Origin of the sequence: Planomicrobium sp. YIM 101495 (assembly GCF_009707665.1) — a bacterium.
Classification (GTDB): Bacteria; Bacillota; Bacilli; order Bacillales_A; family Planococcaceae; genus Planococcus.
This window is the reverse complement of record NZ_WLZW01000001.1, coordinates 363077-389654: the sequence shown is the minus strand read 5'-3', so window position 1 is coordinate 389654 and position 26578 is coordinate 363077. Positions and strand designations below refer to the sequence as shown.

Genomic DNA, 26578 nt, shown 5'->3' with positions numbered 1-26578 from the left:
ATAGTATCCTGCACCTCCAAGTGCTGCAAGGACTAAAATGACAATCAGTATTGTGACAAATGTGATCGTCTCCAGTTTTATCTCCCCCTTTTTCTATTCTTTCTCTATTATATACGGAAAAAGTGGTAAATAGTTTCAAAATTCAGCAGAATGAATCGTGTTTTTTATTAATTACTGGAAATGAATTTCACGATAGCAGCCATTAATCCGTCTGCGAGTGGAAGCTCAGGGTCGGCATAGGCGGCTATGTTTTCCTCTTCGGAATCCCCCACTTCTTTCAGCACGTGGTTCATGCCTTCAATAATCATAAGCTCCGAACTTTCATTCGAGGCGTGCAACAGTTCGGCGTCTTCTGCTGGCACTTGCAAATCGTTCGTTCCACCAATAATTAAGGCTGGTATATTGAGCTTCGCAATCTCTTCTGCGGGGTCATATAACAACCAGGAAATCATGTATGGCTGGACAGAAGGGCGGAATACGCTTTGCAGTTCCGGACTAACACCACTTACCAATTCCCCTTGCTTCAATTGATCGATGATTTCTTTCGATTCTTCCAATAAACTTGCAGGAAGTTGGGCAGTCAACTGTTCGACCAACACTTCATCCACTGTTCGACCAGCACCCGCCAGTGAGATGAAATGATCGACTTGTGTGCGGTTCACTGCGGCTAGCCCGACAAGCGCACCTTCACTATGGCCGATGATGCTGATTTCGGAAAAGCGGTCATCTCGTTTTAGCGTATCGACAAGCGCTACGACATCTTCAATATAATCTTCAAACCGCAATTCTTCCTCATTTCCGCCTAGGAGCATATTTTCGCCGACGCCTCGTTTATCGAAACGGACGCTTGCGATCCCCTGCTCTTTCAACTCTTCCCCAAGCATTTTCAGGCTGTTGTTCTTGCCCGGAAGAGCGATGGAGTTGCCATTTTTATCAGTCGGACCGGAACCGGCGATGATGACTGCAACCGGATGAGGCCCTTCCCCTTCCGGCACTTCCACTTGCACCGTTAATTTCCCGTTAGTGACAGCCACTTCCATCTTTTCACCAATTTCTGCTGACGCTTCTTTTGTCCCCCGCTTCATTTTGAATGGAAACGACTGGCCTTGCTGTGTAAATGTCCCGCTGATCGTCTCGTCTTCCAATGCACCGTCGAATACAATCATTTGCCCTTGAAGATTCATGGAAAAATTCACTTCAGGATCTTCGAATGAAACTTCCCCAAAAGGGAAATTGGATAATCCTTGGACAGGAATGCTCAAAGTTCCGCTCTCCCTTTCAAATTCTGCGATAAAAGGGAGTGGCTGGTTCGGCACTTCAATTGCACCTTCCCAATAGCCGGTGATTTTGTCCATTGAAGTTTCCTCCTCAGTTTCTTTTTGCTCCTTCTTACTGTCTTCACTGCTACATGCTGCCAAAAAAATCAGCAGCACCATCAATATTAAGATGCTTTTTCGATTATTCATTCATATCTCCTCCCTCTTAATGTACTGATGGGAAGTGAAAAAGTTTCATAAAAGAGAAAATCCATCTGTGACTGACTTTGTTCCCTGGAATTTTTTGGACAAATGATTACTTATTCCGTACTGACTGCAAACGGAAAATGGTGAAACGGTATTTTAATATAACTTATTAGTAGAGGAAAGCTCACACCAACCATGGTAAAATTCGGAAGTAATCGACTTCACCTTTTCATAAAATTTATTAAACGTCACTGTTAATTTAATTTAAGCTTACATTAAACGACCTTTAAACGCATTCATAGCGGGGCTTTTTAAAGACTGGAGAAAAAATCCTTTTATTCACATTTTAAAAAATCAATTTATTCCCATTGTTCCGCATATAAAAAATTGTTATGATAGCGACCAGAATATTAAATTATATTTAGTATTCGAATTAAATATATGAGGGGGAAATTGAATGAATGGCTTGAAAAAGAAAACATGGCCAATCTTATTGGTGTTGCTGCTCGGTCTATTTCTTAGCGCCTGTGCAGGTGGAGGAGACAATGAAAATACGGAAGAGACAAATTCCTCCGGTGATGGGACAGAAGAAGCAACCGGCGGCGATCTGAAGCTAGCGGTTTTGTCTGACGCTTCTTCTCTCGATCCGCACGGCGCTAATGACGTCCCTTCTGTGATCGTTCAGGAGAATATTTTCGAAACACTTGTGCAAAAAGATGAAAACAACGATATTATGCCAGGACTTGCCGAATCATGGGAACCAGTGGATGATTTAACATGGAAATTCAAGTTGAATGAAGGCATCAAGTTCCATGACGGTGAAGATTTTAATGCAGAAGCTGTCAAAATGAACTTGGAACGTATTTTGACACCGGAACTCGGTTCTCCACGTTCCAACCTATTCGAAATGATTACTTCAGTTGAAGCGATCAGTGAATATGAAGTGGAAATTACGACGGAATATGCATTTTCCCCTCTTCTTTCACACTTATCCCATAATAGTGTCGGGATGATTTCACCTGCATCCATTGAACAAGCGAATATGGATCTCGAGAATGGAGAAGATCCATTCGCTGCGATTTCAACCAATCCGATCGGAACAGGCTATTTCAAATTCGATTCATGGGAGCCAGGTTCTGTTATTCGTCTCACCAAAAATGAAGAATACTGGGGCGAACCTGCTTACGTCGATTCTGTCGAATTCCGTGTCGTCCCGGATTCGCAAGTCCGACTTGCAGATCTTGAGACAGGAAATGTTCACATCATCGATCCGGTACAGCCGAACGAAGTAAGCCGCATCGAAGGTTCAGATGTAGCAAAATTGCATCAGCAATCTTCATCGAGCTTAGCTTATATCGGCTTCAACACACAAAAAGAGCCATTTGATGACCCTCTTGTCCGTCAAGCGATTTCTTATGCGATTGATCGGGAAGCAATCATCAGTGGTATTTACGAAGATCATGCAAGTCCAGCAATCGGACCGCTTGCACCAGGAACATTCGGATACACGGATGATGTCGATGCAATCTCCTACGACATGGATCGTGCCCAAGAGTTATTGAATGAAGCTGGTTATGAAGATGGGTTCTCAACGACGATTTGGACAAATGATAATCCACAGCGCCAAGCGATTGCGGTTCTAGCACAAGAATCCCTCGCTCAACTCGGCATTAAAGTGGAAATCGAAGTCATGGAATTCGGTGCATATTTAGATAAAACTGCAACGGGTGAGCACGACATGTTCGTCCTCGGCTATTCGAACCCGACTGGTGATGCAGACTATCAAATGTACGCATTATTCCACTCTTCACAACAAGGAAACCCAGGGAACCGCTCTTTCTATGACAACCCGGAAGTCGACCAATTGCTCGATGATGCGAGACGTGCAACCGACTCCGAAGAGCGTGCAGCCATCTACGCAGAGGCAGCACAAATCCTGACAACTGATGCACCAATGGCATTCCTTCTGCACCAAGAGTATTTGCTTGGGATTGCTGAAAATGTCACCGGATTTGAAATTGATACAGCAGGAATCTATAACTTGAAAAACGTTCAAATTCAAAATTAACCGGAGAAATCACGCAGGAGGCTTCACTTCCCTGCGTGATTTTTTATTGGAATTTTGAAGGTTTTTCTTCAATTGGTAACTATCCAAGTGGAGATTAATAAATGGGTTTTCCGATATTCCATAAAACAGCTCCGCATCTCGTGCTTTCTTGCTTCCGCCTGGAGCGATTTCTTCTAACTCTTAAAAATGCGAATTCATTAGTTCACTTATATAGCCGTATTAATATGCACTATCTATACAAAAATAGTACGTTTTGTGTCAACTAAATGTATATACATACAGAAAATATTATATTTTGTATAAAAAATCATTGAAACGTATATAAATACTAGTTATACTAAGGAAGCAGTAAACTTCAAGTGCAGATACTCTAGGAGGAACAACATGAAAATCACAAAAATTAAGTTATGCTCGCTTGCATTCATCATGCTAGCAGGAATCTTTCTGACAGCATGTTCAGGTGGCAGTTCACAGGATAGCAGTGCAGCAGAAATGAATGAAACAAGTGAAGGCGGAGATCTGATCCTCGCAGTCTTTTCGGACGCTTCATCCCTTGACCCACATGCATCGAACGATGTCCCTTCCGCTGTCGTACAAAGCAATATTTTTGAAACACTCGTCGATAAGGACGAAGAGAACACCATTGTGCCAGGGTTGGCTGCTTCTTGGGAAGCAATCGATGAATTGACTTGGTCTTTCAAGTTGAAGGAAGGCATCAAATTCCACGACGGAACAGACTTCAATGCTGAGGCCGTTAAAGTGAACTTGGAACGAATTTTAAACCCTGACGTCGGTTCACCACGCAGCAACTTATACGATATGATTACGAATATCGAAGCAGTAAGTGAGTATGAAGTGGAGATCACCACGGAATATCCGTTCTCCCCCCTTATTGCTCACTTAGCGCATAACAGCTCGGGGATGATTTCCCCAGCTTCCATCGAACAGGCAAATACAGATTTGGCGAACGGCGATGATCCATTTAATGCGATTTCATCCAACCCGATCGGCACGGGATACTTCCAGTTCGATTCTTGGGAGCCAGGTGCAGCGATCCATCTTGTGAAAAACGACAACTATTGGGGTGAAGCCCCGAAAGTCGATACGGTCGAATTCCGTGTCGTACCGGACTCGCAAGTACGTCTAGCTGATCTTGAAACTGGTAATGTACACATCATCGATCCGGTTCAGCCGAACGAAGTTGCACGTATCGATGCTTCGGGTGTTGCAAAAATTCACCGCCAGTCTTCGGCAAGTCTATCTTATATCGGTTTCCATAATGAAAAAGAACCATTCGGCAATCCGCTTGTACGCCAAGCAATGTCTCACGCAATCGACCGTGATGCCATCATTTCAGGAATCTACGAAGACTACGCAATCCCGGCGATTGGAACATTAGCTCCTGGCACTTTCGGTTACGATGAGACACTTGAGCCTCTTGGATATGATATGGAAAAAGCCGCTGCATTACTGGAAGAAGCTGGATACGAAGATGGCTTCTCGACAACGATCTGGACAAGTGACAATCCACAACGCCGTGCGATTGCAGTCCTTGTACAAGAATCCTTGGCACAACTCGGAATCGATGCTTCGATCGAAGTGATGGAGTTCGGCGCATACTTGGACCAAACAGCTGCCGGAGAACATGACATTTTGATCGACGGCTACTCGAACCCGACCGGTGATGCGGATTACCAAATGTATACACTGTTCCACTCTTCCCAAAAAGGGGAATCCGGGAACTTGACGTTCTATGAAAATCCAGAAGTCGACAAACTGCTGGAAGATGCTCGTCGTGCTACTGTTCCTGAAGAACGCGCTGCCATTTATACAGAGGCTGCTGAGATCTTGACGGAAGATGCACCTGTCTCCTTCTTGCTTCACCAAGAATTCCTGTTGGGTATTTCTAACAACATCGACGGATTCGAAGTAAACAGTGCTGGTATCTATAATTTGCAAAATGTCACAATCAACAACTAAAAGGATTTTCTTTCATGCTTCTGCGAGTGTTCCAATAACATTCGCAGAAGCATTTTTGCATACTTTTTGAATAGATATTCATAAAAATATACGAAGCAAAAGAAAACCAGCATTTTTTCAATATAAAATAAGCAACCCACATGCATATAAGTGTATTTTATCCCATTGCAATGAATATTAAGTATTGTTATCATTATTAACAGAATATTAAATTCTTCTTAATATTCCGAACTAACATTCAATAAAAGGGGGAGTACAATGAGAAATCTAAAGAGAAACTGGTTATTGTTCTTTGTATTTGGTACCGTATTATTCTTAGCTGCATGTGCAGGGGGAAGTGAAGAAACAGAAGACGCTGATACTAAAGTGGACGCTGAAGTTGCTGAAGGCGGAGACCTTGTATTAGCCGTCCTGTCGGATGCATCTTCTTTGGACCCGCATGGTGCCAACGATGTACCGTCTGTAATTGTTCAAGAGACAATTTACGACACGTTACTCGATAAAGATGAAAACAGTGAAATCATTCCCGGACTTGCCAAGTCATGGGAGCCCGTCGATGAATTGACATGGAAATTCACATTGAATGAAGGCATCAAGTTCCATGATGGTGAAGACTTCAACGCTGAGGCTGTAAAAGTGAACCTCGAGCGCATCTTGAATCCTGATCTCGGTTCTCCACGTACGAACTTGTTTGAAATGATCACTGACATCGAAGTACTAAGTGAATATGAATTCCAAATTACAACGGAATATGCATTCTCTCCACTTCTTGCTCATCTATCCCATAATAGCGTCGGCATGATCTCTCCTGCTTCAATCGCGGAAGCGAACGAAGACTTGGCAAACGGCGAAGATCCTTTCGCTGCCATCTCGGCGAACCCGATCGGAACCGGTTACTTCAAATTCGATTCTTGGGATCCAGGTTCTTCAATCAAAGTCGTGAATAACGAAGACTACTGGGGCGATCCGGCATTTGTCGACTCAGTTGAATTCCGTGTAGTGCCTGACTCTCAAGTTCGCTTGGCAGATCTCGAAACTGGAAACGTCCACATCATCGATCCTGTGCAGCCAAACGAAGTCGCGCGTATCGAAGGTTCGGATTTTGGAAACCTTCATCAACAGGCTTCTTCAAGTCTGGCGTACCTCGGATTCAATACCCAGAAAGAACCATTCGACAACCCGCTTGTCCGTCAGGCGATTTCTCACGCCATTGACCGGGAAGCAATCATTTCGGGAATTTATGAAGATTATGCCATCCTTGCAAACGGCACGATGGCACCCGGCACCTTCGGCTATTCGGAAGACACCGAAGTGCTTGAATACGACATGGATAAAGCACGTGAACTGTTAGCCGAAGCTGGTTACGAAAACGGATTCAAGACTTCGATCTGGACGAACGATAATCCGCAACGCCAAGCAATTGCTGTTCTGGCACAAGAATCACTAGCGGACTTAGGCGTTGAAGTATCAATCGAAGTGATGGAGTTCGGTGCATACTTGGACAAGACATCGACAGGCGAGCATGATATGTTCATCTTGGGCCTATCTAACCCGACAGGCGATGCCGATTATCAGATCTACTCCCTGTTCCACACTTCCCAGCACGGGAATCCAGGAAACCGTTCATTCTATGACAATCCGGTAATTGATGACCTACTCGATAATGCACGACGCGCGGCAAATCCGGAAGAACGTCTGTCCATCTACAAAGAAGCGACTGACATCTTGACCGAAGAAGCTCCAATGGTCTTCTTGCTGCACAACGAATACCTTCTTGGAGTTGCTGGCAATACGACCGGATTCGAAATCGACTCTGGTGGTATTTACAATTTGAAGAATGTGAAAATCGAACAATAATCCTGGCTCCGGATAGAAAACAGCAGGGAAAGCGAACCGCTTCCCCTGCTGTTTTTCTGTCTTTATCCATTTAGCTCAATTCATGTGCCGCATAACGTTTGATACGTATGCTCCTTGTCATCAGGCATGACATACGCAAGCTGTTGTTCGGAATATGCAAATGGATCTGCCAATGCGGCGTTCAATGCATTTACTACGCTGTAATCCCCATCGTTCACCGCTGCTTCAAGCGCATGCTCCACTTGGTGATTGCGCGGAATGATCGCAGGGTTCGACTGCCGCATCAGCTCTACCGCTTGTGCTTCAGTCTGTTCCTGCCTGTCCAGACGTGCTTGCCAGCGTGCTTGCCAGGCTTGGAATTCCCCGGAAGATTGCCATGGCTCCGTATTCTCTTGAAGTGTCAATGCACGGAACGTGTTCGTAAAGTCTGCTCCGAATGCTTTCATTCCGGACAGCAACTCTGCAATCAGCTCCATATCACTTTCTTCTTCATTGAACAGGCCTATTTTCTTCCGCATCTCTTCGAGCCAATATGCTTCGTAAAGAGGAGCGAAACGAACCATTTCGCCTTTCGCGATTTCCAGCGCTTGCTCCTGATTTTCATGCAGCAGAGGCAAAAGGCTTTCAATGAGCCGCGCCAAGTTCCAGCCCGTTATTTGTGGCTGGTTGCCGTATGCGTAACGTCCTTGTGTATCAATCGAACTGAAGACGGTCGCTGGATCATACGAATCCATGAATGCACAAGGTCCATAATCGATGGTCTCTCCGCTAATCGTCATGTTATCCGTGTTCATCACACCGTGAATGAAGCCGACCGCTTGCCACTTCGCTACAAGAGAGGCATGCCGCTCCATCAATTCGCGAAACATGGACAAGCTGCGAATTTCCCCTTCCTCGGCTTCTTGGAAGTGCCGATTCCATGCATAATCGACCAGCTGCTCCAGCTCTTCCTTCGGTCTCCCGAAAGAAGCGTATTGGAAGGTGCCGAAACGCAAGTGGCTCGAAGCAACACGTGCCAAAATCCCGCCTTCGAGACTCGTTACACGGCGGATCGACTCACCGGTCGATAAGACAGCGAGGCTGCGGCTTGTTGGAATTCCAAGTCCGTGCATCGCTTCACTGACGATATATTCACGAATCATCGGTCCAAGTACCGCTCTCCCGTCTCCTCCGCGTGAATAAGGTGTCGGTCCTGAACCTTTCAATTGTAGGTCATAACGCTTCGCGTCCGGTGCCAGTTGCTCACCGACCAGGAGCGCACGCCCGTCTCCAAGCATGTTGAGCGTGCCGAATTGATGACCTGCATATGCTTGAGCAATTGCTGCAGCCCCTTCCGGCATCCGATTGCCAGCAAGTACGTCAATTCCTTCCGGCGTTTGTAGTTCCGATTCATTCAAACCTAGTTCACGTGCCAGATTCGCATTGAATAACTTAATCTCAGGTGAAGGTACAGCGTTTGGTGTCATTGTTGAATAAAAGGCTTCCGGTAAATCGAAGTACGTATTATCAAAATTCCAGCCGATACCGGTTGGTGAAGTTCTCGATGTCATCGAATCTTCCTTTCTGCTATCTGACCATCAGAGCAATCCAGATATGAATGTATACACGTAAAATGCAAGCAATCCGATATGGCCGACCATGAGCGCAATCTTCAAGATCCCGGAGGGGCCATACTTTGCCATCAAGATTCCCCATGCACCCATGACGAGCGGGAATAGGAGTGCGATGCTATATAGCCAGTCGAATTTATCCCCTTCTGCCGCTGAACTTGGCACAACAATCGGAATCAAAAGGATGACAAATAATAAAATTGAACCGATGGTAGCTAATTTTTCTGAAACCAAACCATTTCTCCCCTTCAAACTTAATCTCTCTGTCTTCCACTTTACCATATCGAGGATGGCTGTACGTACTCGAAGCACAAGCATTCCCTTGTCAATTCAGTAAATGAATGGTCCAATAGAGAAGAAAGGACGTGAATAGTTTGGCTGAACTGATTCCATTGCTCATCATCACTTTGCTCTTTTTTATACTAAGCATTTACTTGCTGCAAGGAAAAGGGGGATTCTTGATCGCCGGTTACAATACGATGCCTGAAGACGAGAAAAAGAATTATGACGAAGCGGCACTTTGCCGTGCTATGGGAAAAATGATGATGGCGATTACGGGTTGCTTGTTCATCTTCATGATTGGTTCGATCATTGACGCTGAATGGCCATTCGTCATCGGATCAATCCTGATGGTAGCCGTCATTGTCGTTGGACTGATCTACATGCGTGGTGGGCAGCGGTACAAGAAAAACTGATTTGTAGGCAAGGATGTTTTCAGTCAGACTTCAGCTAATAAGAACTCGTCGCTCGAGAAGTTTGTCCATATCGTCCAGCCACTTGATACATTTTTTCTGAAGTATTGGATATGGGTGATAATACAACGGCTGAATCCCGGCACGAAGTCCCTCTACTGGACGAATCCCATTCAATGTCATGTATGCATCATGCGCCACTTCCAAATTGTAAGGTTTCGTGCCCCATCCGACGATGACCATTTCAGCATTTTCGACATACCACGCCAACTCATGTTGACGGGAATCCGAAAAGATTCGATGGCGATCGTCAAAGTTCCGATTCATGAACTCCACCCGTTCTTTGTAATCCGCGAATTCCGCACAGCGTAAGTCGGTCAAATTGATGATCTGTACGAAGTTCCACTGACGCCGCTCCATTAACCGCATCACTTGATGAATGGTCGGATCGGGCTTCGCCGGAACGAGAGGTATTTCTTCAGTCCAGTCTATTACTAACGGCGCGATGTGCACATCGATTGGCATACTCTTCCCTGGATTCTGCAAGACTAATAACGCATCAACCGTTTCCGAATCTATCCCGATCCGACGAACTGCTGCAAGGCTTCTGCAAAATTGATTCCTTCCCGCTGTCTCAAGAAAATAAAATGCACCCTCCGTGTGAAAAATACCCTCTAGTTCCTTTCCTGTCTGAAACATGGTTCCCCTCCTGCTCATTTTCGAGTCCTATCCGAACCCGTGCCCGATGACTGTCGTTCGCTGTTCCTCTCTCATTGGAATCATCATAACAAATAGAACACATGTTCGCAACTACTATTTCAAATAATCAAATAATTTCCGGAAATAAAAAACCTCCTAATTTTTTTCAGAAGGTTCTTTGTCGATGTTCATATAGAAAGTTCATTGTAGTAGAATTTCCATCGAAACTTGTTTCCTTTTTTAAGTACTGGTAGTTCGACAGACGACCGCTATAAGCGAACTCCAATTGCGGCAGAACGAACAGATCTCGCGGCATGGTCAGGTGAATCGGTTTATTTGAAATATAAAATCCACCGTCCTGCAATATTTCTCCGACAAAATGCGAACAGAAATAAGCATCTTCCCGTTCGAATGAGCGGTTCAGCAAGATCCCGAACAGCCCGCTTATATTGTATTTCAAATGCTCCTCGCGTGCTTCCATGTTGTGGATCGTCTCACGCATGCGCGCAAAAGCATTTCGCGAAACGGGCAAACGGTAGACGGCACAATTCGCTCGTTGGAAAAAGGGACTGCTTGCATCTTCTTTGACGAATCCACCGATGAACGCATTTCTGACATCCTTCCGGCCGAAACTATACATTTCCTGCAGCTCACGATCAAACGCAATCGACACGTGGCTAAACTGTTGGCCAGTGTAGCTCTTGATCAGCCGTGACAGCACCGTTTTCGTGTCTGTAAACACTAAATAGACTTCCATTCCCTCAACTCCTCTGAACGTTCTAAGCAACTTTCTAGTGATTTAACTATAGAAGATGCCAGAAGTTCCTACATCAGGCGCGGGGGCATAGCTCTCTAGGTCGGAGGGCTGAGAAGTGAAAAAACACATGGACCTTAAGCTGCCAAGATCCATGTGATTTCATCATTCATATTCTTTTAGTAATGCACGGACTTCATCCGTCGATTCGGTTTGCAGCAAGCGCATTTTCAAACTTTCTGCATTCGGCATGCCGTTGACATAAATCTTGAAGAAGCGGCGCAACGGTTTGAAGCGCAGTGGCTCTTCTTCCGTCGAGTATTGGTCATGCAGATCCAAATGAAGCTTCAACAGGTCGATCATTTCGTCAGCACTGTGCTCACGTGGCTCTTTTTCGAAAGCGAATGGATCTGCAAAGATCCCCCGCCCGATCATGACACCATCGATGCCGTATTTCTCGGCCAGTTCCACACCGGTTTGATAATCCGGTATATCTCCGTTAATTGTAATTAACGTTTCCGGCGCAAGTTCATCGCGCAGTGCCTTGATCTCCGGAATCAATTCCCAGTGCGCTGGGGCTGCGCTCATTTCCTTCTTCGTCCGCAAGTGGATCGTCAAGTTGGCGATATCTTGCTTTAAAATATGTGTGAGCCAGTCACGCCACTCCGAAACGTTCGTATAGCCGAGGCGTGTCTTCACGCTGATCGGCAATCCGCCAGCTTTTGCTGCTTGGATCACTTCTGCCGCATTGTCAGGAAAGCGAATCAAGCCGCTCCCTTTCCCTTTCGTCGCGACGTTCGGCACTGGACATCCCATGTTGATGTCGATGCCTTTGAACCCTTCCTTCGCCATGCCGAGACTCATTTCCCGGAACTGCTCGGGTTTATTGCCCCATATATGTGCAACAATCGGCTGCTCATCTTCCGCATACGTCAAACGGCCGCGGACATCGAAAACAGCATCCGGGTTGCAATAACTTTCGGTATTCGTAAACTCCGTGAAAAACACATCCGGACGGGCCGCTTTCGCCACCACTTTCCGGAAAACCACATTCGTGACATCGTCCATCGGCGCCAATACAAAAAACGGCCGCGGCAAATCACGCCAAAAATTCTCTTCCATTTTAACGTACAACCCTTTCCTTGCGGGACGGAAATCGTAATCCCCATCCAAAGCTCTTTCAATCATCTTTAATCTAATTTAGCCTTATCCAGTTTACACGAGTCTCGCCGATCTGGAAAGGTGCCAGACACCTGAGTGTCTGGCACCTTGTTCTAATAGCCCATTTCCTCTATCATTGAACGAAAGAAACGGGAGGTGCGTATTCATGTCCGTTGTTTTTCTAGTTCTAGGAATAACTATTTTATGTGGCGGCATTATCGATTTCATCTGGACGACTCTTTGGCCGAACGGGAGCGGCGGTTTTGTAACGAGTCGACTGACAAACGGTTTATGGAAAACCGTAAGAGTTCTTAGCCGCGGGCGCAAAGAGATCATGAGTCTTGCCGGACCGGTCATTATAGTCGGCACGCTGTTATTTTGGATTCTCTCGATGTGGACTGGCTGGCTGCTTATCTTTGCATCTGATATGACCGCTTTCGCCGATACGGCTGACAATGAGCCGATCAGCTGGTCAGAAAGGATTTATTATACGGGTTATTTGTTGTTTACGCTGGGAAATGGTGATTACAGTCCGAAAGAAGGGATCTGGCAGTTCCTCTCCGTCACTGCTGCAGCAAGCGGGCTGATTTTCATTACTATCGGAGTCACATACGTGCTGTCTGTCCTCGGTGCGTTGACACAAAAACGCGCACTGGCCAAGAGCATCAGCGGCCTGGCCACATCACCTTCAGAGTTGGTAAGAAACGCTTGGAACGGCAACGATTTTCATGATGTGGACTTATTGCTGAACTCGTTCTCGTCACAGTTGAATATCATTACAGCGCAGCATAATGCCTACCCGGTACTGCACTTCTACTTCTCCGACCAAGACCAGGAATCATTGCCGCTATCGATTGCCATCCTCGACGAAACACTCACTATGCTCTCGTTCGGCATCCAGAAAGAGTACCGCCCAAATAAACTGCTATTAAAATCAGCCCGCTCCAGCGTCGAAAGCTATTTGAACATCCAGAAAAACGCTTATACGAGTCCAGCGGATGAAGCACCTCCATTGCCTGATCTCGCAGAACTGCGTGAACAAGGCTTGCCAGTCCTGCCAACTGCGCAAATTCTCGAAAGTTTCAATGCTCTCGAAAACAGAAGAAAAAGCCTACTCGGTGCTGTACGCGAAAACGAACGGCAATGGCCAGGCGGTGAATATAGCAAACCAAATAATTGTCTGAGTCAATAAAGAGAGTTAAAAAAGTGCCAGACACAAAAGTGTCTGGCACCAAAACGTTTTTAATATCCGCCCGCCTGTAATGCTTCGATGAATTCTGCTTCAGATGCTGAACTCATGAGATCCATCGCATTTAAGCCGTCGGGTCCTTCCTGTTTCGGGTCCGCCCCATTTTCAATCAGCAATAAAGCAGCTTCGTATTGACCATGATTCACGGCTGTTCCTATTGCCGTGGAGTAGTCGTCCACTGTGTTGACATCCGCACCTTGGCTGATCAGATAATCGATTGTGGGAAGATCTCCGGAATAAATCGAGTACATTAATGCGTCTGTTCCTTCCGAGTCGCGTGCATAGATGTCGGCGCCGCCTTCGATCAGACTTTCGACTTCAGCCAGATTTCCTTCGTTCGCAGCAACCATTAAGTCCGTCTGTCCCGAAAAGTATACGTCATCCTCATAGTAAAGATCTTCCTCAAAACTTGAAGCAAGTGAACTTGGAATCAATTGTGCAAAGACAAAACTGCCGCCAGCGAACAATGCGACGGATGCGATGTAGACTGCAAATATGCCGCCGAAGATCAATCCTGCGCCTAGAATCGCTTTCCCGTGATTCGGCTGGTAGACGATTCCGTCGCCATGTGAAAATTCATTGATCGCCTGGATCCGTTTTGGCAGACGCGGATGCGTGGACAGGACTTCGCTGAACCAAATGAAAGCATTCGATTCCGATCTGATTTGTTCACGGTAGGCATTTTCATTCACTTCATTGTAAAGCACTTTCCCGACGCCGAGCAGGGTCAATGCGCGTTTTGCAGCAGCAGGATCCTGGATCGTATATGCTGCATGGCGGTCGCATGTATATTCACATGAACGACTGTATGCCTGTGCTAAAAATGGAACGAATCCTGCTGGAGCGATCAGCAGGTTTTTCCATACATGGCGGCGCTTCACATGAGCCAGTTCATGCGCGATGATGAAATCCAATTCCGCATTTCCCTGTTCACGTGCCAGTTCGAATACTTCTGAATAAAGAACGACCATATCACGACCAAAAAATCGTGTCGCAAATGCGTTGAGAGCGCCTTCTGATTGGATAATGAAAACATCCGGCACTTTCTTCAATCCCATTTCTTTTGATAAGCTTTGCACGCGTTCGTATACATCCGGGAACTGCCCTTCGTGTATGCGAATGCCATTGCCGCGGATCGAACCGAGCATGAGCGCATTCGTCATCAGTAAAACCGTGAAAATGATAAGTGCAATTGCGATACCGATGATCGAGATAGCCGCCAAAATGTAGACGACTACACTGAAGATGATGCTTAGGACGAAATAAAGCATCTCCCTGTTGGATTGTATTGCAGATTTGTTCATACCCTTCTTCCCTTCAAAAATAGTTAATAACAAAACAAATAGTAGCATATTCATTCAATTATAAATACTTGAATTCAGGGTAATTTGGCATTTTAATGAACTTATTTTTATCTGTTAGATTTCCATGGTTTCACCATGATAACTTTGTATTCCCCGTTGTATTTATCGATGTATTTATTCACGAATAACAGTTAAATCAATACGGACACCAGTTATATACAATCGAATCTAAGTTATCATCCTTTCAACGTCGGTTACCTCCTCCTATTTACTCCTTTTTGGTGACTGTTTTTGATTTTTCATTAAAATCCCTTATGTAATTACATACTTAATCAATAATTGGGAGATACATCTCCATAAAAAAACACCAACATTAAAGTTGGTGTTCAAATTATTTCATGATTCGTACGTTGTGTAAGTAAAACCGTCTTCAGACTCGGCTTGTTCCCCGTTCATTAAGAAGACGGACGTGCGCAAGACGAGTCTTGCTGATTCACTTTCTTCGCTCCACCGTTCATCCGGAATGATCTCGAATTGGTGCATCACTGATTTCTTCGACTTGTCCGCTCCCGCAAACTCAAGCGATTGCTTGCCGATGACCGTCTCCAGTTCCTGTCCTTCCAATCCGACTAATCGTAATACTTTCAACTCGATCCAGTCGATTTCCTTTTCATCTTCCCCGTCTTCCAAGTATAAAGTTCCGTTCAATGTTTCCCCTTCTTCGAGGCTTGGCCTTTCGATGATTGTCTCCACTTGTAGTGAACCGATCTTTACTGAGGATGAAAATTCTTTGAATCTCATCGTTCTTCCACCTTCCTAAGAGTTCGTGCAACCATTAATGCAGTTCCGTATAATCGTATTGATTGTCCAAATTGTTTTCATGTTTATTGTATCGCCGTTTGAAGAGCTTGTAGAAGTGGGAAACGACCACGCGTAATAACGCATACATTGGGATTCCGAGGATGACCCCTGCAATACCGAACAGCGAACCCGCCGTCAACAACACGAAGATGATCGTCACCGGATGGATATACATTGTTTTCCCCATCACTTGCGGGGAAATCAAGTTCCCTTCCACAAGTTGCACGACCGTCCACACAATCGCCAGTTTGACGATCATGAACGGTGAAGTGACGATTGCGATGATGACTGCAGGCGTAATGGCGATCGCTGGCCCGAGATATGGAACCACACTCGTCACCATTGCTAGAACACCAAGCAGCAGGGCGTACTTCATGCCGATGATCAGGAATCCGATGTAGATCATGACCCCGATACAGAATGCGACAATCAGCTGACCTTGAATATAAGCACCGAGCTGGCGATCCGCTTCATGAAGAACTTCACGCGTATCATTACGGAAACGCGGTGGCAGCAACTTGATGAAATACGCCGGCAATTTGTCGCCATCCTTTAATAAGTAAAACAAGATAAACGGCACAATGACTACTGATAAAACTACCCCTGTCACGGTCGAGATAAATCCGGTTATGCCAGTGATCAAGCTCGTCGCCGTGTTTTGGATCGTCTGGCCGAGATTTTCCGGCAAGGTTTCAATCAGTTGATTGACATTAAAACTGGATCCCACATAATACTCTCCAATGAACGATTCTCTGAGAAATGTATCAATGTTTGTAATCAATTGCATGAAATAATCCGGAAATTCCTGGATCAGATTCTGGAATTGATCCCTCAAAAATGGGAAGACGAGCACGATCAGCAATGTGATGAGCCCGCTGACGCCAAGGAAAATGATCAAGATGCCCCAAATCCGTGGAATCTTGAAATTTTCCAGCAACCGCAGCACCGGCCGCAGCAAATAAAACAGGATCAGCGCAAGAACGACTGGAAGAACAACCGTCTTCATGAAGACACTCAAGGGCTCGAAAATAAATGAAACTTGGTCATAAATGAAAATGACCGAGCCAAGCAACAGCAATGCTAACAGTGAAAACAAAAGGTTTTGTCCACCTAAAAAGCGGATGAAATTTGTTGAAAAAAATGATGTCTTCTCTTTTTCCGGCTCCACGTTCTTCCCTACTTTCAACAGCTTCCTTGTAAATATTCTATCACGAACTATTCAGTCAATCGAGTTCCTGTCCCAAAAATTCTTCCAAAGCATTTCGATTCGCTTCGAGATCGATTTCGAGAACAGAGCCTGCTTGCGGATAAGTGGCATAATTGTAGCCATCCTCGATCGGCACCGTCATCCGCTCGAACTCTCCGCCGCCGAACAATGCAACTTCCGCTGCGAGCTTCACTTGCTCGCCCATCTTCATATCCGTTTCCATATAGCCTTGCACCGCTCCTGCGAGTTTCGGCAATTTTGGAATCGCCGAAACGGAAATCAGTTCATCTTTCATAGCGGTGATTACTTGTTGCTGACGGCGCACACGGCCAAAGTCTCCTTCATTGTCCGCACGGAACCGCGCATAGCCGAGCAATTCTTTCCCGTTCAAGTCTTGAACACCTGGCTCAAGCGATACGCCGATTTTCTCGGACATAGCCTTCTCGACATCAATTTCCACACCATTCGGCGCTGCAATATCGACGATCTGCTCGAAGTTCTGGAAATCAACCATTGCATAATGATGGATCTTCACGCCGAACATATGACGGAGCGTATCCGCTAACAAGTCGACGCCTCCGAGGTAAAATGCTGTATTCAGCTTGTACGACTGATAATCCGGAATGTCTGCATAAATATCACGCATGAATGAAGTGAGCTTCACTTCATCGGTCTTTTTATTATGGCTAACGAGGATCATCGTATCTGTACGAGATGGACCTTCATTGCGCGCATCGACTCCGAGCACAAGAATATTTTCATAATCAGGGTGAGCCGGATCCGCGTCGAACGAACCGGTCGTCAGTTCTTCACTATCTGCGGATAAGTAGCCGCTCACATATTGGAATATCGTATAAATTCCTGCAATTAGCACAACCAGCAGGAACAGTAGAAAGAGCTTACGTCTGCGCGAACGTTTTTTCTTCCTTCTTTCTCTTCTTCCTGTCTGTAATTCTTCTTCCATCGAAAATCCATTCCTTTCTTGATGTCACTAATTCCTTTTGACGCCTATTCATGCACAGAGGTTTCAACTCCTTCTATTATAAGCAATCCAGTTGTCGTTAAACAGCCTAGCTGATAAAATCCTATTATAAGGTAGAGAAGGAGTTGGCATAATTGACACAAAAAGCGACATTCGCCGGCGGCTGTTTTTGGTGTATGGTTAAGCCGTTCGATCAATTTGATGGAATCGAGCGCGTTGTCTCCGGATACATAGGCGGCAGCACAGAAAACCCGACATATGAAGAAGTGAAAACCGGTAGCACAGGTCATTTAGAAGCTGTAGAAATCACATTCGATCCGAGCATATTCCCTTACGAAAAACTCCTTGAGATTTTCTGGCAGCAAATCGATCCAACTGATAACAAAGGCCAATTCCAAGACCGCGGATCGCAATACCGCTCTGCTATTTTCGTGCATGACGAGCAGCAGCGTGCACTTGCCGAAGCATCGAAAGTTGACCTCGACAACAGCGGCCGTTTCAACAAGCCTGTTGTGACGGAAATCCTGGCAGCGACTGCATTTTATGTTGCAGAAGAGTATCACCAGGATTTCTATAAGAAAAGTCCAGATGAATATTTGGAAGACCGTGCGAAATCCGGTCGAGACGAGTTCATCGAAGACAAATGGAAAAAACAAACAACCTGATTTTCTTAAAAACGAACAAGGCGTATCCGCTATTGGATACGCCTTTCTTTTTGTGTCGTCGAGATCCTAACGCGATTTCGGCCGCTGTTTTTCGCCTCATACATCGCTTTGTCCGCTTTAAATTTTGCATCATTTATATTCAGCTTACTGTTCCCCGCTCGTTCGTAATGAACACCAATGGACACGGTGATGAAGAGCGATGATCCGCCCTTCAACAGGAATTTATGACTTTCCACAGCTTTCCGGATCGCTTCTGCCTGTTCTTCGACTTGGGTGAGCGACTTGTCCTGTACGAGCATGACAAACTCTTCACCCCCGATGCGTGCGAGAAGGTCGCCGTTTTCTGTGTGTTCGTTGAGGATACGCGCAAATTCCCGCAAAATGTTATCCCCGTTATCGTGACCATGTATATCATTCACGGACTTGAAGTGATCGATGTCGAACAACATGACCCCGATGGATTGTTTGATGCCCTTTCTTTGCACGATGTTCAGTTCCCCATCCCAAAAGCGGGTATTTCCTATGCCTGTCAAAAAGTCGGTGTTGCTCGATTGTTCATGCAACGCCTGGAGATCATGCAGCGCAATCAAATCAGCTGTCATCACTGAACAGATGAGTCCTGCAATCAGCGCGACCAGAACGAATACCGGAAGCACTTTCCAGAGCATAGGATGATTGTAAAGGTTTATAATCAAGACCCCTACACTTACTAAGAGTGCGATAACATTCAAAATCCCAATTTTGATCCACCAAGGAATATTGTATTTCTTCATTAATTTCACAGCTTGGTATAACAGAAATCCGAGCAGCATCATACCTGTGAACGCAACGACGGCTGCATCAGTGATGCCGAAAACAAAGCGCATGCTCGCAATGATCACGGTGGAAATCAAGAGCGGAAGATGAAGGCCGTAGATGGCGAACAACAAGACCGGCAAGTGACGCAAATCGAGAATTACCGAATTTTCAAGAGGTATCGTCAATTCCATCAGCAAATAACCAAGAACCCCACCCAGTACACCGGAGAAGATTTTGGTGAAGAGCCTCGCCCTTTTCAGTTGCAGAATGCGCGCAATTACATAGAATCCTGAAAATGCAATACACGCATTAATGAGAAGATCGAATGTAAGCGACATGAAATTAACCCCTTGATCATTTTTTTATATTTGTAATAGTGTACCTTAAAATACGATAAATAGCATTAATATCCTCTCATCAATATACCCCTCCTTCAGTAATCCAAAATGATATTTTTGTAATCAAAATGTAACAAATCATTGACACATAAAAAAAATCTAGTAAAATACTAAAAAGAGACCATCCAAGGGAGGTAAATAACTTGGAATTTATCAAGAGCATGGATTTGATGCTCATGCAATTAGTGGTAGTTCCAGTTGCCTGTATTGGATTGGGTGTGCTTTTTGCTGTCCTCAGTAAAAAAGTATTCGTGGGGCCAGTCACTTCATTGATTCTGGCACTGGGATTTAATTATTGGTATTTCACTTATGCTGTACCCGACATTGATCTTACATTCTCAATGGTCCTTTTCTGGGCCATCTTATTTCCGATCATTTCTTTTTTCTTATCGGACCTCATGATCAAGCACCCGAATTGGCTGAAAAGCCGAAGTTCATACAGACATCGAGAACGGAAAATTTAATAAGAATAAGTAACAAGCCAGCCGGGGAGTTTCCGGCTGGCTTGTTTTTAAATTTAGTTTTTCATCCTTAAGGGAATAGGATGTCGCCAAGCAAGTCAAGGATAATTCCAACTAACCCTGCGCTGATCGGGACAGTCTGTGTTTCTCCTCTATTGCCTCCTTCACTTCCATCGACAAGGATTGGTGTAATTTCCAGGTCGGCTCCAAGCAGTGCACCTGTTAGAAGGCGGAATATTAGATTCGGACTATCAAATTCATAGTCTACATATCCATTGGCTATATCTTGTTGCGTAATTATATATTGATTCGTTGTGCCCCTGTCATCAGGAAGTAAATTCGATTTCCTAACTACTTCAAAGTAAATGATATCCCCTACTTCAACAGCGTTGCTACCAATAACCGGTAGTTGAACTCTCAATTCTTGTGAGCCAGTTAAAATATAAGCTAATTCATTGCCAATACCAGTTAATGATTCGGTCACTGGATTTAGTAAAGCATCTGGTAAAGGTAATAACCCAAGTGTTTCATTGACAAGTTCAATCGCATCTCTTGTGACAAGGAGTTCTAGATTTAGATCGGATCCCTCAGTCAATTGACTTAAAATATCGGTGCTAATTCCCAAATCGATAAACCCTCTTGCAATATCTTCTTCAGTAAGTGTTACATTCAGTAATTCGAAACCAGGAATTCCTAACGTCAGGACGTCACCAGCAACGAAACCAGCTTCAGCCAAAGCTGAAAGTCGAATCAAGTTTGGATTGTTCAATAATTGATCCAAATTGATTTCTCCGTCTATTATCGGGCTACCTCCACCAAGCAACGAAAGATCGATTACTGCTCCTGGCTCATCAGAACCTCCTAAAATGAACACATCTTCCGGATCAGTTTCAACAACCCAGCCACCATCTACAAAGGTTAAAGTAGTAGCTACTGGCTTGCCACCGACCGGCAATTCGAATTCTAAGAAATCACCTTCCTCTGCAGCTACAGGTGTAGAAACAGTTAGCGTTCTACCATTGTCAGTTACAGTTGCAGTTGCACTAGGCAGCGTACCGTCCACAATGTCTATTGTCTGATTCGGAGAAACACCTTTTGTGAAGGTAAGAATTACTTGGCTTTCAGGATTCTCGCCATCAATTCGGTAAGGAATACCGATATAGACTAAACCTTCATATGCAGCAACTAAGTCATCATATGCTTGGGCGATTTCTTCATCTGTTGCACCAGAATCTGCGAGTACATCATTTGCAGCAGTTAAAGCGTCTTCGAATACAGCCCATGAATCTTCAGTAAAGAAATCTTCATTTAGGTCAGTTGTCAGTTGATCAACCAGCTCTTCCAAATCAGTTCGGTCAGGAAGTTCTACTGGCGTCACGGTTACTGTTGTAGGCGCACTTTCATTGCCTGCTTCATCCGTCGCCGTTACTTCAATTACCGTATCCACAGCTTGTGGTGTGATCTCGATCGTGTACGTGCCGTCTTCTTCGGCAGTTCCACTTCCGATTTCTACACCATCAACCGTTGCAGTCACTGTCGAGCCTGCTTCTGCTGTGCCAGTAAGAACAGTGTCGTCGCTGTCAACGTCATCGACTTCCGGCGCTTCCGGTGCGATTGTGTCCGGCGCTTCCGTTACCGTCACCGGTGTAGGCGTACTTTCGTTGCCTGCTTCGTCGGTTGCTGTTACGTCAATCACTGTGCCTTCAGCTTGTGGAGCGATTGTAATCGTATAAGCCCCATCTTCACCTGCTATTGCTGTGCCAATTTCCGTACCATCTACTGACGCCGTCACTGTCGAGCCAGCTTCTGCTGTTCCTGTGATTACTGCGTCGTCACTGTCAATTGGATCTACGACCGGCGCTTCTGGTGCGATTGTATCTGGTGCTTCAATGACGGTAATAATAGTCGGATCACTTTCATTCCCGGCGTCATCCACAAGGACGACTTCGATTTCGGTTCCTTGATCTTGTACTGGAATCGTTACTTCGAACCTGCCGTCTTCGCCGACTTCACCAGTATATTCATCCTCGCCGATTGTCACGATGACTTCAGATCCTGGTTCCCCTTCGCCTGTGACCACAGTATCGTCGCTGTCAACGTCATCGACTTCCGGTGCTTCCGGTGCGATTGTGTCCGGTGCTTCCGTGACCGTCACTGGTGTAGGCGTACTTTCATTGCCTGCTTCATCTTCAGCAGTTACGTTAATCACCGTGCCTACTGGCTGCGGGGCTATACCGATGGAGTATGTGCCATCTTCACCAGCTACTGCTGTACCAATTTCCGTACCATCCACTGATGCTGTAACCGTGGATCCAGCTTCTGCTGTGCCAGTAATCTCGGTGTCGTCGCTGTCAACGTCATCGACTTCCGGCGCTTCCGGTGCGATTGTGTCTGGCGCTTCCGTTACCGTCACTGGTGTAGGCGTACTTTCATTGCCTGCTTCGTCTGTCGCCGTTACGTCGATCACCGTGCCTTCAGCTTGCGGCGTAATTTCGATAGAATATGTGCCGTCTTCGCTAACTACTGCCGTACCGATTTCCGTACCATCAACTGTCGCTGTCACTGTCGAACCTGCTTCGGCTGTTCCTGTGATTGCCACATCGTCACTGTCAACTGGATCTACGGCTGGTGCTTCCGGTGCTGTTTCGTCTGGTGCTTCCGTTACTGTCACTGATGTCGGCTCACTTACATTTCCAGCCTCATCTTCAGCGGTAACATTAATCACCGTGCCCGCAGTTTGCGGAGCGATTGTAATTGTATAAGCTCCATCTTCGTCAGCTACTGCTGTGCCGATTTCCGTACCATCGACTGTCGCTGTCACTGTCGAACCAGCTTCGGCTGTTCCTGTGATTGCCACATCGTCACTGTCGACCGGATCTACGGCAGGCGCAACTGGTGCTTCTGTATCTGGCGCTTCAATGACCGTTACAATAGTTGGGTCACTTTCGTTGCCTGCTTCATCTATAAGCACGACTTCAATCTCCGTGCCGGCTTCCTGTTCTGGAATCTCCACTTCGAATGTGCCGTCTTCACCGACTACACCCGTGTATTCCTCTTCACCGATTGTCACGACAACTTCAGAGCCTGGTTCCCCTTCACCTGTCACAACAGTGTCGTCGCTATCAACGTCATTCACTACCGGCGCTTCCGGCGCAACTGTGTCAGGGGCTTCCGTGACCGTCACTGGTGTCGGCTCACTTACGTTGCCCGCTTCATCTTCAGCGGTTACGTTAATTACTGTGCCCGCAGCTTGCGGAGCGATCGTAATTGTATAAGCTCCATCTTCGTCAGCTACTGCTGTGCCGATTTCCGTACCATCGACTGTCGCTGTCACTGTCGAACCTGCTTCAGCTGTTCCTGTAATTGCCACATCGTCACTGTCGACCGGATCTACGATTGGCGCAACTGGTGCTGTTTCATCAGGTGCTTCAATAACCGTTACAACAGTCGGGTCACTTTCGTTCCCTGCTTCATCTATCAGCACGACTTCAATCTCCGTACCAGCTTCCTGTGCTGGAATCTCTACTTCGAATGTGCCGTCTTCGCCGACTACTCCCGTGTATTCCTCTTCACCGATTGTCACGACAACTTCGGCTCCCGGTTCGCCTTCGCCTGTCACAACCGTATCGTCGCTATCAACTTCGTTGACTATCGGTGCTTCAGGTGCAACTGTGTCCGGCGCTTCAATGACCGTTACAACAGTTGGGTCACTTTCGTTCCCTGCTTCATCTATCAGCACGACTTCAATCTCCGTCCCAGCTTCCTGTGCTGGAATTTCCACTTCGAATGTACCGTCTTCGCCGACTACTCCCGTGTATTCCTCTTCACCGATTGTCACGACAACTTCAGATCCTGGTTCGCCTTCGCCTGTCACAACGGTATCGTCGCTATCAACGTCGTTGACTACTGGCGCTTCCGGCGCAACTGTATCCGGTGCTTCCGTTACTGTCACTGGTGTCGGCTCACTTACGTTGCCCGCTTCGTCTTCAGCGGTAACGGTAATTACTGTACCTGCTGGCTGCGGAGCGATTGTAATTGTATAAGCTCCATCCTCGTCAGCTACTGCTGTACCGATTTCTGTACCATCGACTGTCGCTGTCACTGTGGAACCAGCTTCGGCTGTTCCTGTGATTGCTACATCGTCACTGTCAACTGGATCTACGGCTGGTGCACCTGGTGCTTCTGTATCTGGCGCTTCAATGACCGTTACGACAGTCGGGTCACTTTCGTTCCCTGCTTCATCTATCAGCACGACTTCAATCTCCGTACCAGCTTCCTGTGCTGGAATCTCCACTTCGAATGTGCCGTCTTCGCCGACTACTCCCGTGTATTCCTCTTCATCGATTGTCACGACAACTTCGGCTCCGGGTTCGCCTTCGCCTGTGACTACTGTATCGTCGCTATCAACGTCATTGACCACCGGGGCTTCCGGCGCAACTGTGTCAGGGGCTTCCGTGACCGTGACTGGTGTCGGCTCACTTACATTGCCTGCTTCGTCTTCAGCGGTTACGTTAATTACTGTGCCCGCAGCTTGTGGTGTAATTTCGATCGTGTACGTGCCATCTTCGCTAGCTACTGCTGTGCCAATTTCCGTACCTTCAACTGTCGCTGTCACTGTGGAACCTGCTTCGGCTGTTCCTGTGATTGCCACATCGTCACTGTCGATCGGATCTACGGCTGGCGCACCTGGTGCTTCTGTATCCGGTGCTTCAATGACCGTTACAACAGTCGGGTCACTTTCGTTCCCTGCTTCATCTATCAGCACGACTTCAATCTCCGTACCAGCTTCCTGTGCTGGAATCTCCACTTCGAATGTGCCGTCTTCGCCGACTACTCCCGTGTATTCCTCTTCACCGATTGTTACGACAACTTCGGCTCCTGGTTCCCCTTCGCCTGTGACTACTGTATCGTCGCTGTCAACGTCGTTGACTACTGGCGCTTCAGGCGCGACTGTATCTGGCGCTTCCGTCACCGTCACGCTTGCTGGATCACTTTCATTGCCAGCCTGGTCTGTCGCCGTCACTTCAATCACCGTACCCACAGCTTGCGGAGCGATTTCGATTGTATATATGCCGTCTTCTCCGGCAGTTCCACTTCCGATTACCGAACCATCAACTGTTGCTGTCACCGTGGATCCAGCCTCCGCTGTACCAGTCACGACTGTGTCGTCGCTGTCAACCGGATTTACAGATGGTGCTTCAGGCGCCTCTAAATCTGGATCACCTGGCGTGTTCGCAGTAAATTCGACCGTTCTTACACGGCTAGGCGGAGTATCACCGTCTCTTGAATAGCGCACTTGGACAGTTTGATCTCCTTCAAAAACTGGAGGGTTTGAAGGATCATAATCAGTCCATATTATTCCTTCGTCATTCGAATATTCCATCGTTTCATCTGCGCCGACGAGAACATTGTTTTCATCATCCGCTGTTACATATGGAGCTTCTGGAGCTATCGGGCCTGGGTCACCTGGATCGCCCGGGTCACCTGGGTCTCCCGGATCTCCCGGATCGCCTGGGTCTCCCGGATCGCCCGGATCGCCTGGGTCACCTGGGTCTCCCGGATCGCCTGGATCACCTGGGTCACCTGGATCTCCTGGGTCTCCCGGATCGCCTGGATCACCTGGATCTCCTGGGTCTCCCGGATCGCCCGGGTCACCTGGGTCTCCCGGATCGCCAGGTATCGCGCCGATTGCTTCTAATGCTTTATATAGGAAAATCGCATATTCCCCTCTGGTGATCGGGTCATGCGTCCCAAATGAACTTTCCGTTTTACCTTGTGTCACGCCATTATCGAGCAAAGCCGCAACGGCCTGCTCATAGCGGTCCGAAACATCCGTGAATGTCAGATTAGAAGGATCCCCTTCCAATTCAAACGCTTCTGCGATGATCAAGGCAACTTCGCCTCTTGTAATATTGTTATAAGAATCAAATGAAGTACCTGTTTTACCGAAAACAATCTCCAATTGTTGCAGAGCTGCTAAATGAGGCTGCGCACGATCAGGAACATCCGTGAAAGATGAAACCGCAGTCATGTCAATTTCCATATCCAGAGCATTTGCCAATAGCACAGCAGCATCAACCCGCAGTATGTTATGATATGTGCCAAATTGGGTATCATTTATTCCACTGGTAATGCCATTGCTAGCTAAATAACCGACCGCTTCTAAATATCTTTCACCAACATCCGTAAAAGGAGTTTGGTTTTCTTGCGCTTGAGCTGTTTGTGCTGGTACCAAAGCTGTGGCGACTAATGTTGTGGAAGCTGCCACTGCGACAAACTGACGATAAGATTTTGCATAATTCTTCGGCATATTTCTATAACCTCCATTTTAAGAAATATCATGATACAAATATGAATGATCGGTAAGAA

19 protein-coding genes are annotated in these 26578 nt (G+C 46.3%); 7 read left to right on the top strand and 12 right to left on the bottom strand.

All coding sequences use genetic code 11. The features are described from left to right. Positions 1-167 precede the first annotated feature (167 nt). Entirely contained in the window at positions 168-1466 is a 1299-nt protein-coding gene (locus GIW82_RS01985; protein ID WP_230309141.1) for an alpha/beta hydrolase, read from the bottom strand. A 454-nt stretch (positions 1467-1920) separates the two neighbouring features. Here GIW82_RS01985 and GIW82_RS01980 point away from each other — a divergent pair, with 454 nt between their 5' ends. The 3 genes from GIW82_RS01980 to GIW82_RS01970 all read left to right on the top strand — a co-directional run bounded on the left by GIW82_RS01980 (position 1921) and on the right by GIW82_RS01970 (position 7368). Next, a complete protein-coding gene (locus tag GIW82_RS01980; protein ID WP_154748245.1) occupies positions 1921-3531 on the top strand; it encodes a glutathione ABC transporter substrate-binding protein in 1611 nt (536 codons plus the stop codon). A 384-nt stretch (positions 3532-3915) separates the two neighbouring features. Beyond that, positions 3916-5511, top strand: a complete 1596-nt coding sequence (locus GIW82_RS01975; protein ID WP_154748244.1) for a glutathione ABC transporter substrate-binding protein — start codon at positions 3916-3918, stop codon at positions 5509-5511. A gap of 258 nt (positions 5512-5769) precedes the next feature. Further along, positions 5770-7368 carry a glutathione ABC transporter substrate-binding protein gene (locus GIW82_RS01970; protein ID WP_154748243.1) on the top strand — a complete coding sequence of 533 codons (1599 nt, stop codon included), beginning with the start codon at positions 5770-5772 and terminating at the stop codon, positions 7366-7368. 80 nt (positions 7369-7448) lie between these two features. On the opposite strand, the gene GIW82_RS01965 is transcribed toward GIW82_RS01970, so the two are convergent. Both GIW82_RS01965 and GIW82_RS01960 read right to left on the bottom strand, forming a co-directional pair. Continuing rightward, the gene (locus GIW82_RS01965; RefSeq protein ID WP_154748242.1) at positions 7449-8918 is read right to left on the bottom strand and encodes a protein adenylyltransferase SelO; all 1470 of its coding nucleotides are present in this window, start codon (positions 8916-8918) and stop codon (positions 7449-7451) included. 27 nt (positions 8919-8945) lie between these two features. Beyond that, positions 8946-9212, bottom strand: coding sequence for a hypothetical protein (locus tag GIW82_RS01960; protein ID WP_154748241.1), 267 nt, complete (start codon positions 9210-9212; stop codon positions 8946-8948). 140 nt (positions 9213-9352) lie between these two features. On the opposite strand from GIW82_RS01960, the gene GIW82_RS01955 reads away from it, so the two are divergent. Next, positions 9353-9673 (top strand): DUF3784 domain-containing protein, encoded by a 321-nt coding sequence (locus GIW82_RS01955; RefSeq protein ID WP_154748240.1) that lies wholly within the window; start codon positions 9353-9355, stop codon positions 9671-9673. 30 nt (positions 9674-9703) lie between these two features. Here GIW82_RS01955 and GIW82_RS01950 read toward each other — a convergent pair whose 3' ends face one another. The 3 genes from GIW82_RS01950 to GIW82_RS01940 form a co-directional block, all read right to left on the bottom strand. Then, positions 9704-10369, bottom strand: coding sequence for a DUF1643 domain-containing protein (locus GIW82_RS01950; protein ID WP_195913917.1), 666 nt, complete (start codon positions 10367-10369; stop codon positions 9704-9706). A gap of 166 nt (positions 10370-10535) precedes the next feature. Beyond that, a complete protein-coding gene (locus tag GIW82_RS01945) occupies positions 10536-11126 on the bottom strand; it encodes a hypothetical protein (RefSeq protein WP_154748238.1) in 591 nt (196 codons plus the stop codon). Positions 11127-11288: 162 nt separating this feature from the next. Then, on the bottom strand, positions 11289-12245 hold the full coding sequence (locus tag GIW82_RS01940) for a tRNA dihydrouridine synthase (protein ID WP_154748237.1): 957 nt from the start codon (positions 12243-12245) through the stop codon (positions 11289-11291). Positions 12246-12450: 205 nt separating this feature from the next. On the opposite strand from GIW82_RS01940, the gene GIW82_RS01935 reads away from it, so the two are divergent. Then, complete coding sequence (locus tag GIW82_RS01935) at positions 12451-13476, top strand: potassium channel family protein (protein WP_154748236.1); 1026 nt, start codon at positions 12451-12453, stop codon at positions 13474-13476. 50 nt (positions 13477-13526) lie between these two features. On the opposite strand, the gene GIW82_RS01930 is transcribed toward GIW82_RS01935, so the two are convergent. From GIW82_RS01930 to GIW82_RS01915, 4 genes are all read right to left on the bottom strand, one after another. Further along, entirely contained in the window at positions 13527-14837 is a 1311-nt protein-coding gene (locus tag GIW82_RS01930; RefSeq protein WP_154748235.1) for a M48 family metallopeptidase, read from the bottom strand. 396 nt (positions 14838-15233) lie between these two features. Then, entirely contained in the window at positions 15234-15638 is a 405-nt protein-coding gene (locus GIW82_RS01925) for a sporulation protein (protein ID WP_154748234.1), read from the bottom strand. 34 nt (positions 15639-15672) lie between these two features. Next, positions 15673-16866: an AI-2E family transporter gene (locus GIW82_RS01920; protein WP_370455960.1), complete on the bottom strand. Its 1194-nt coding sequence runs from the start codon at positions 16864-16866 to the stop codon at positions 15673-15675. A gap of 55 nt (positions 16867-16921) precedes the next feature. Continuing rightward, entirely contained in the window at positions 16922-17869 is a 948-nt protein-coding gene (locus GIW82_RS01915; RefSeq protein WP_154748232.1) for an LCP family protein, read from the bottom strand. Between the two features lie 152 nt (positions 17870-18021). Here GIW82_RS01915 and msrA point away from each other — a divergent pair, with 152 nt between their 5' ends. Then, positions 18022-18552: a peptide-methionine (S)-S-oxide reductase MsrA gene (gene msrA / locus GIW82_RS01910; protein ID WP_154748231.1), complete on the top strand. Its 531-nt coding sequence runs from the start codon at positions 18022-18024 to the stop codon at positions 18550-18552. Positions 18553-18581: 29 nt separating this feature from the next. Here msrA and GIW82_RS01905 read toward each other — a convergent pair whose 3' ends face one another. Next, positions 18582-19688: a GGDEF domain-containing protein gene (locus GIW82_RS01905; protein ID WP_154748230.1), complete on the bottom strand. Its 1107-nt coding sequence runs from the start codon at positions 19686-19688 to the stop codon at positions 18582-18584. Positions 19689-19891: 203 nt separating this feature from the next. On the opposite strand from GIW82_RS01905, the gene GIW82_RS01900 reads away from it, so the two are divergent. After that, on the top strand, positions 19892-20212 hold the full coding sequence (locus GIW82_RS01900) for a hypothetical protein (protein ID WP_154748229.1): 321 nt from the start codon (positions 19892-19894) through the stop codon (positions 20210-20212). Positions 20213-20279: 67 nt separating this feature from the next. Here GIW82_RS01900 and GIW82_RS01895 read toward each other — a convergent pair whose 3' ends face one another. After that, positions 20280-26519: a DUF4073 domain-containing protein gene (locus GIW82_RS01895; protein WP_154748228.1), complete on the bottom strand. Its 6240-nt coding sequence runs from the start codon at positions 26517-26519 to the stop codon at positions 20280-20282. Positions 26520-26578 lie beyond the last annotated feature (59 nt).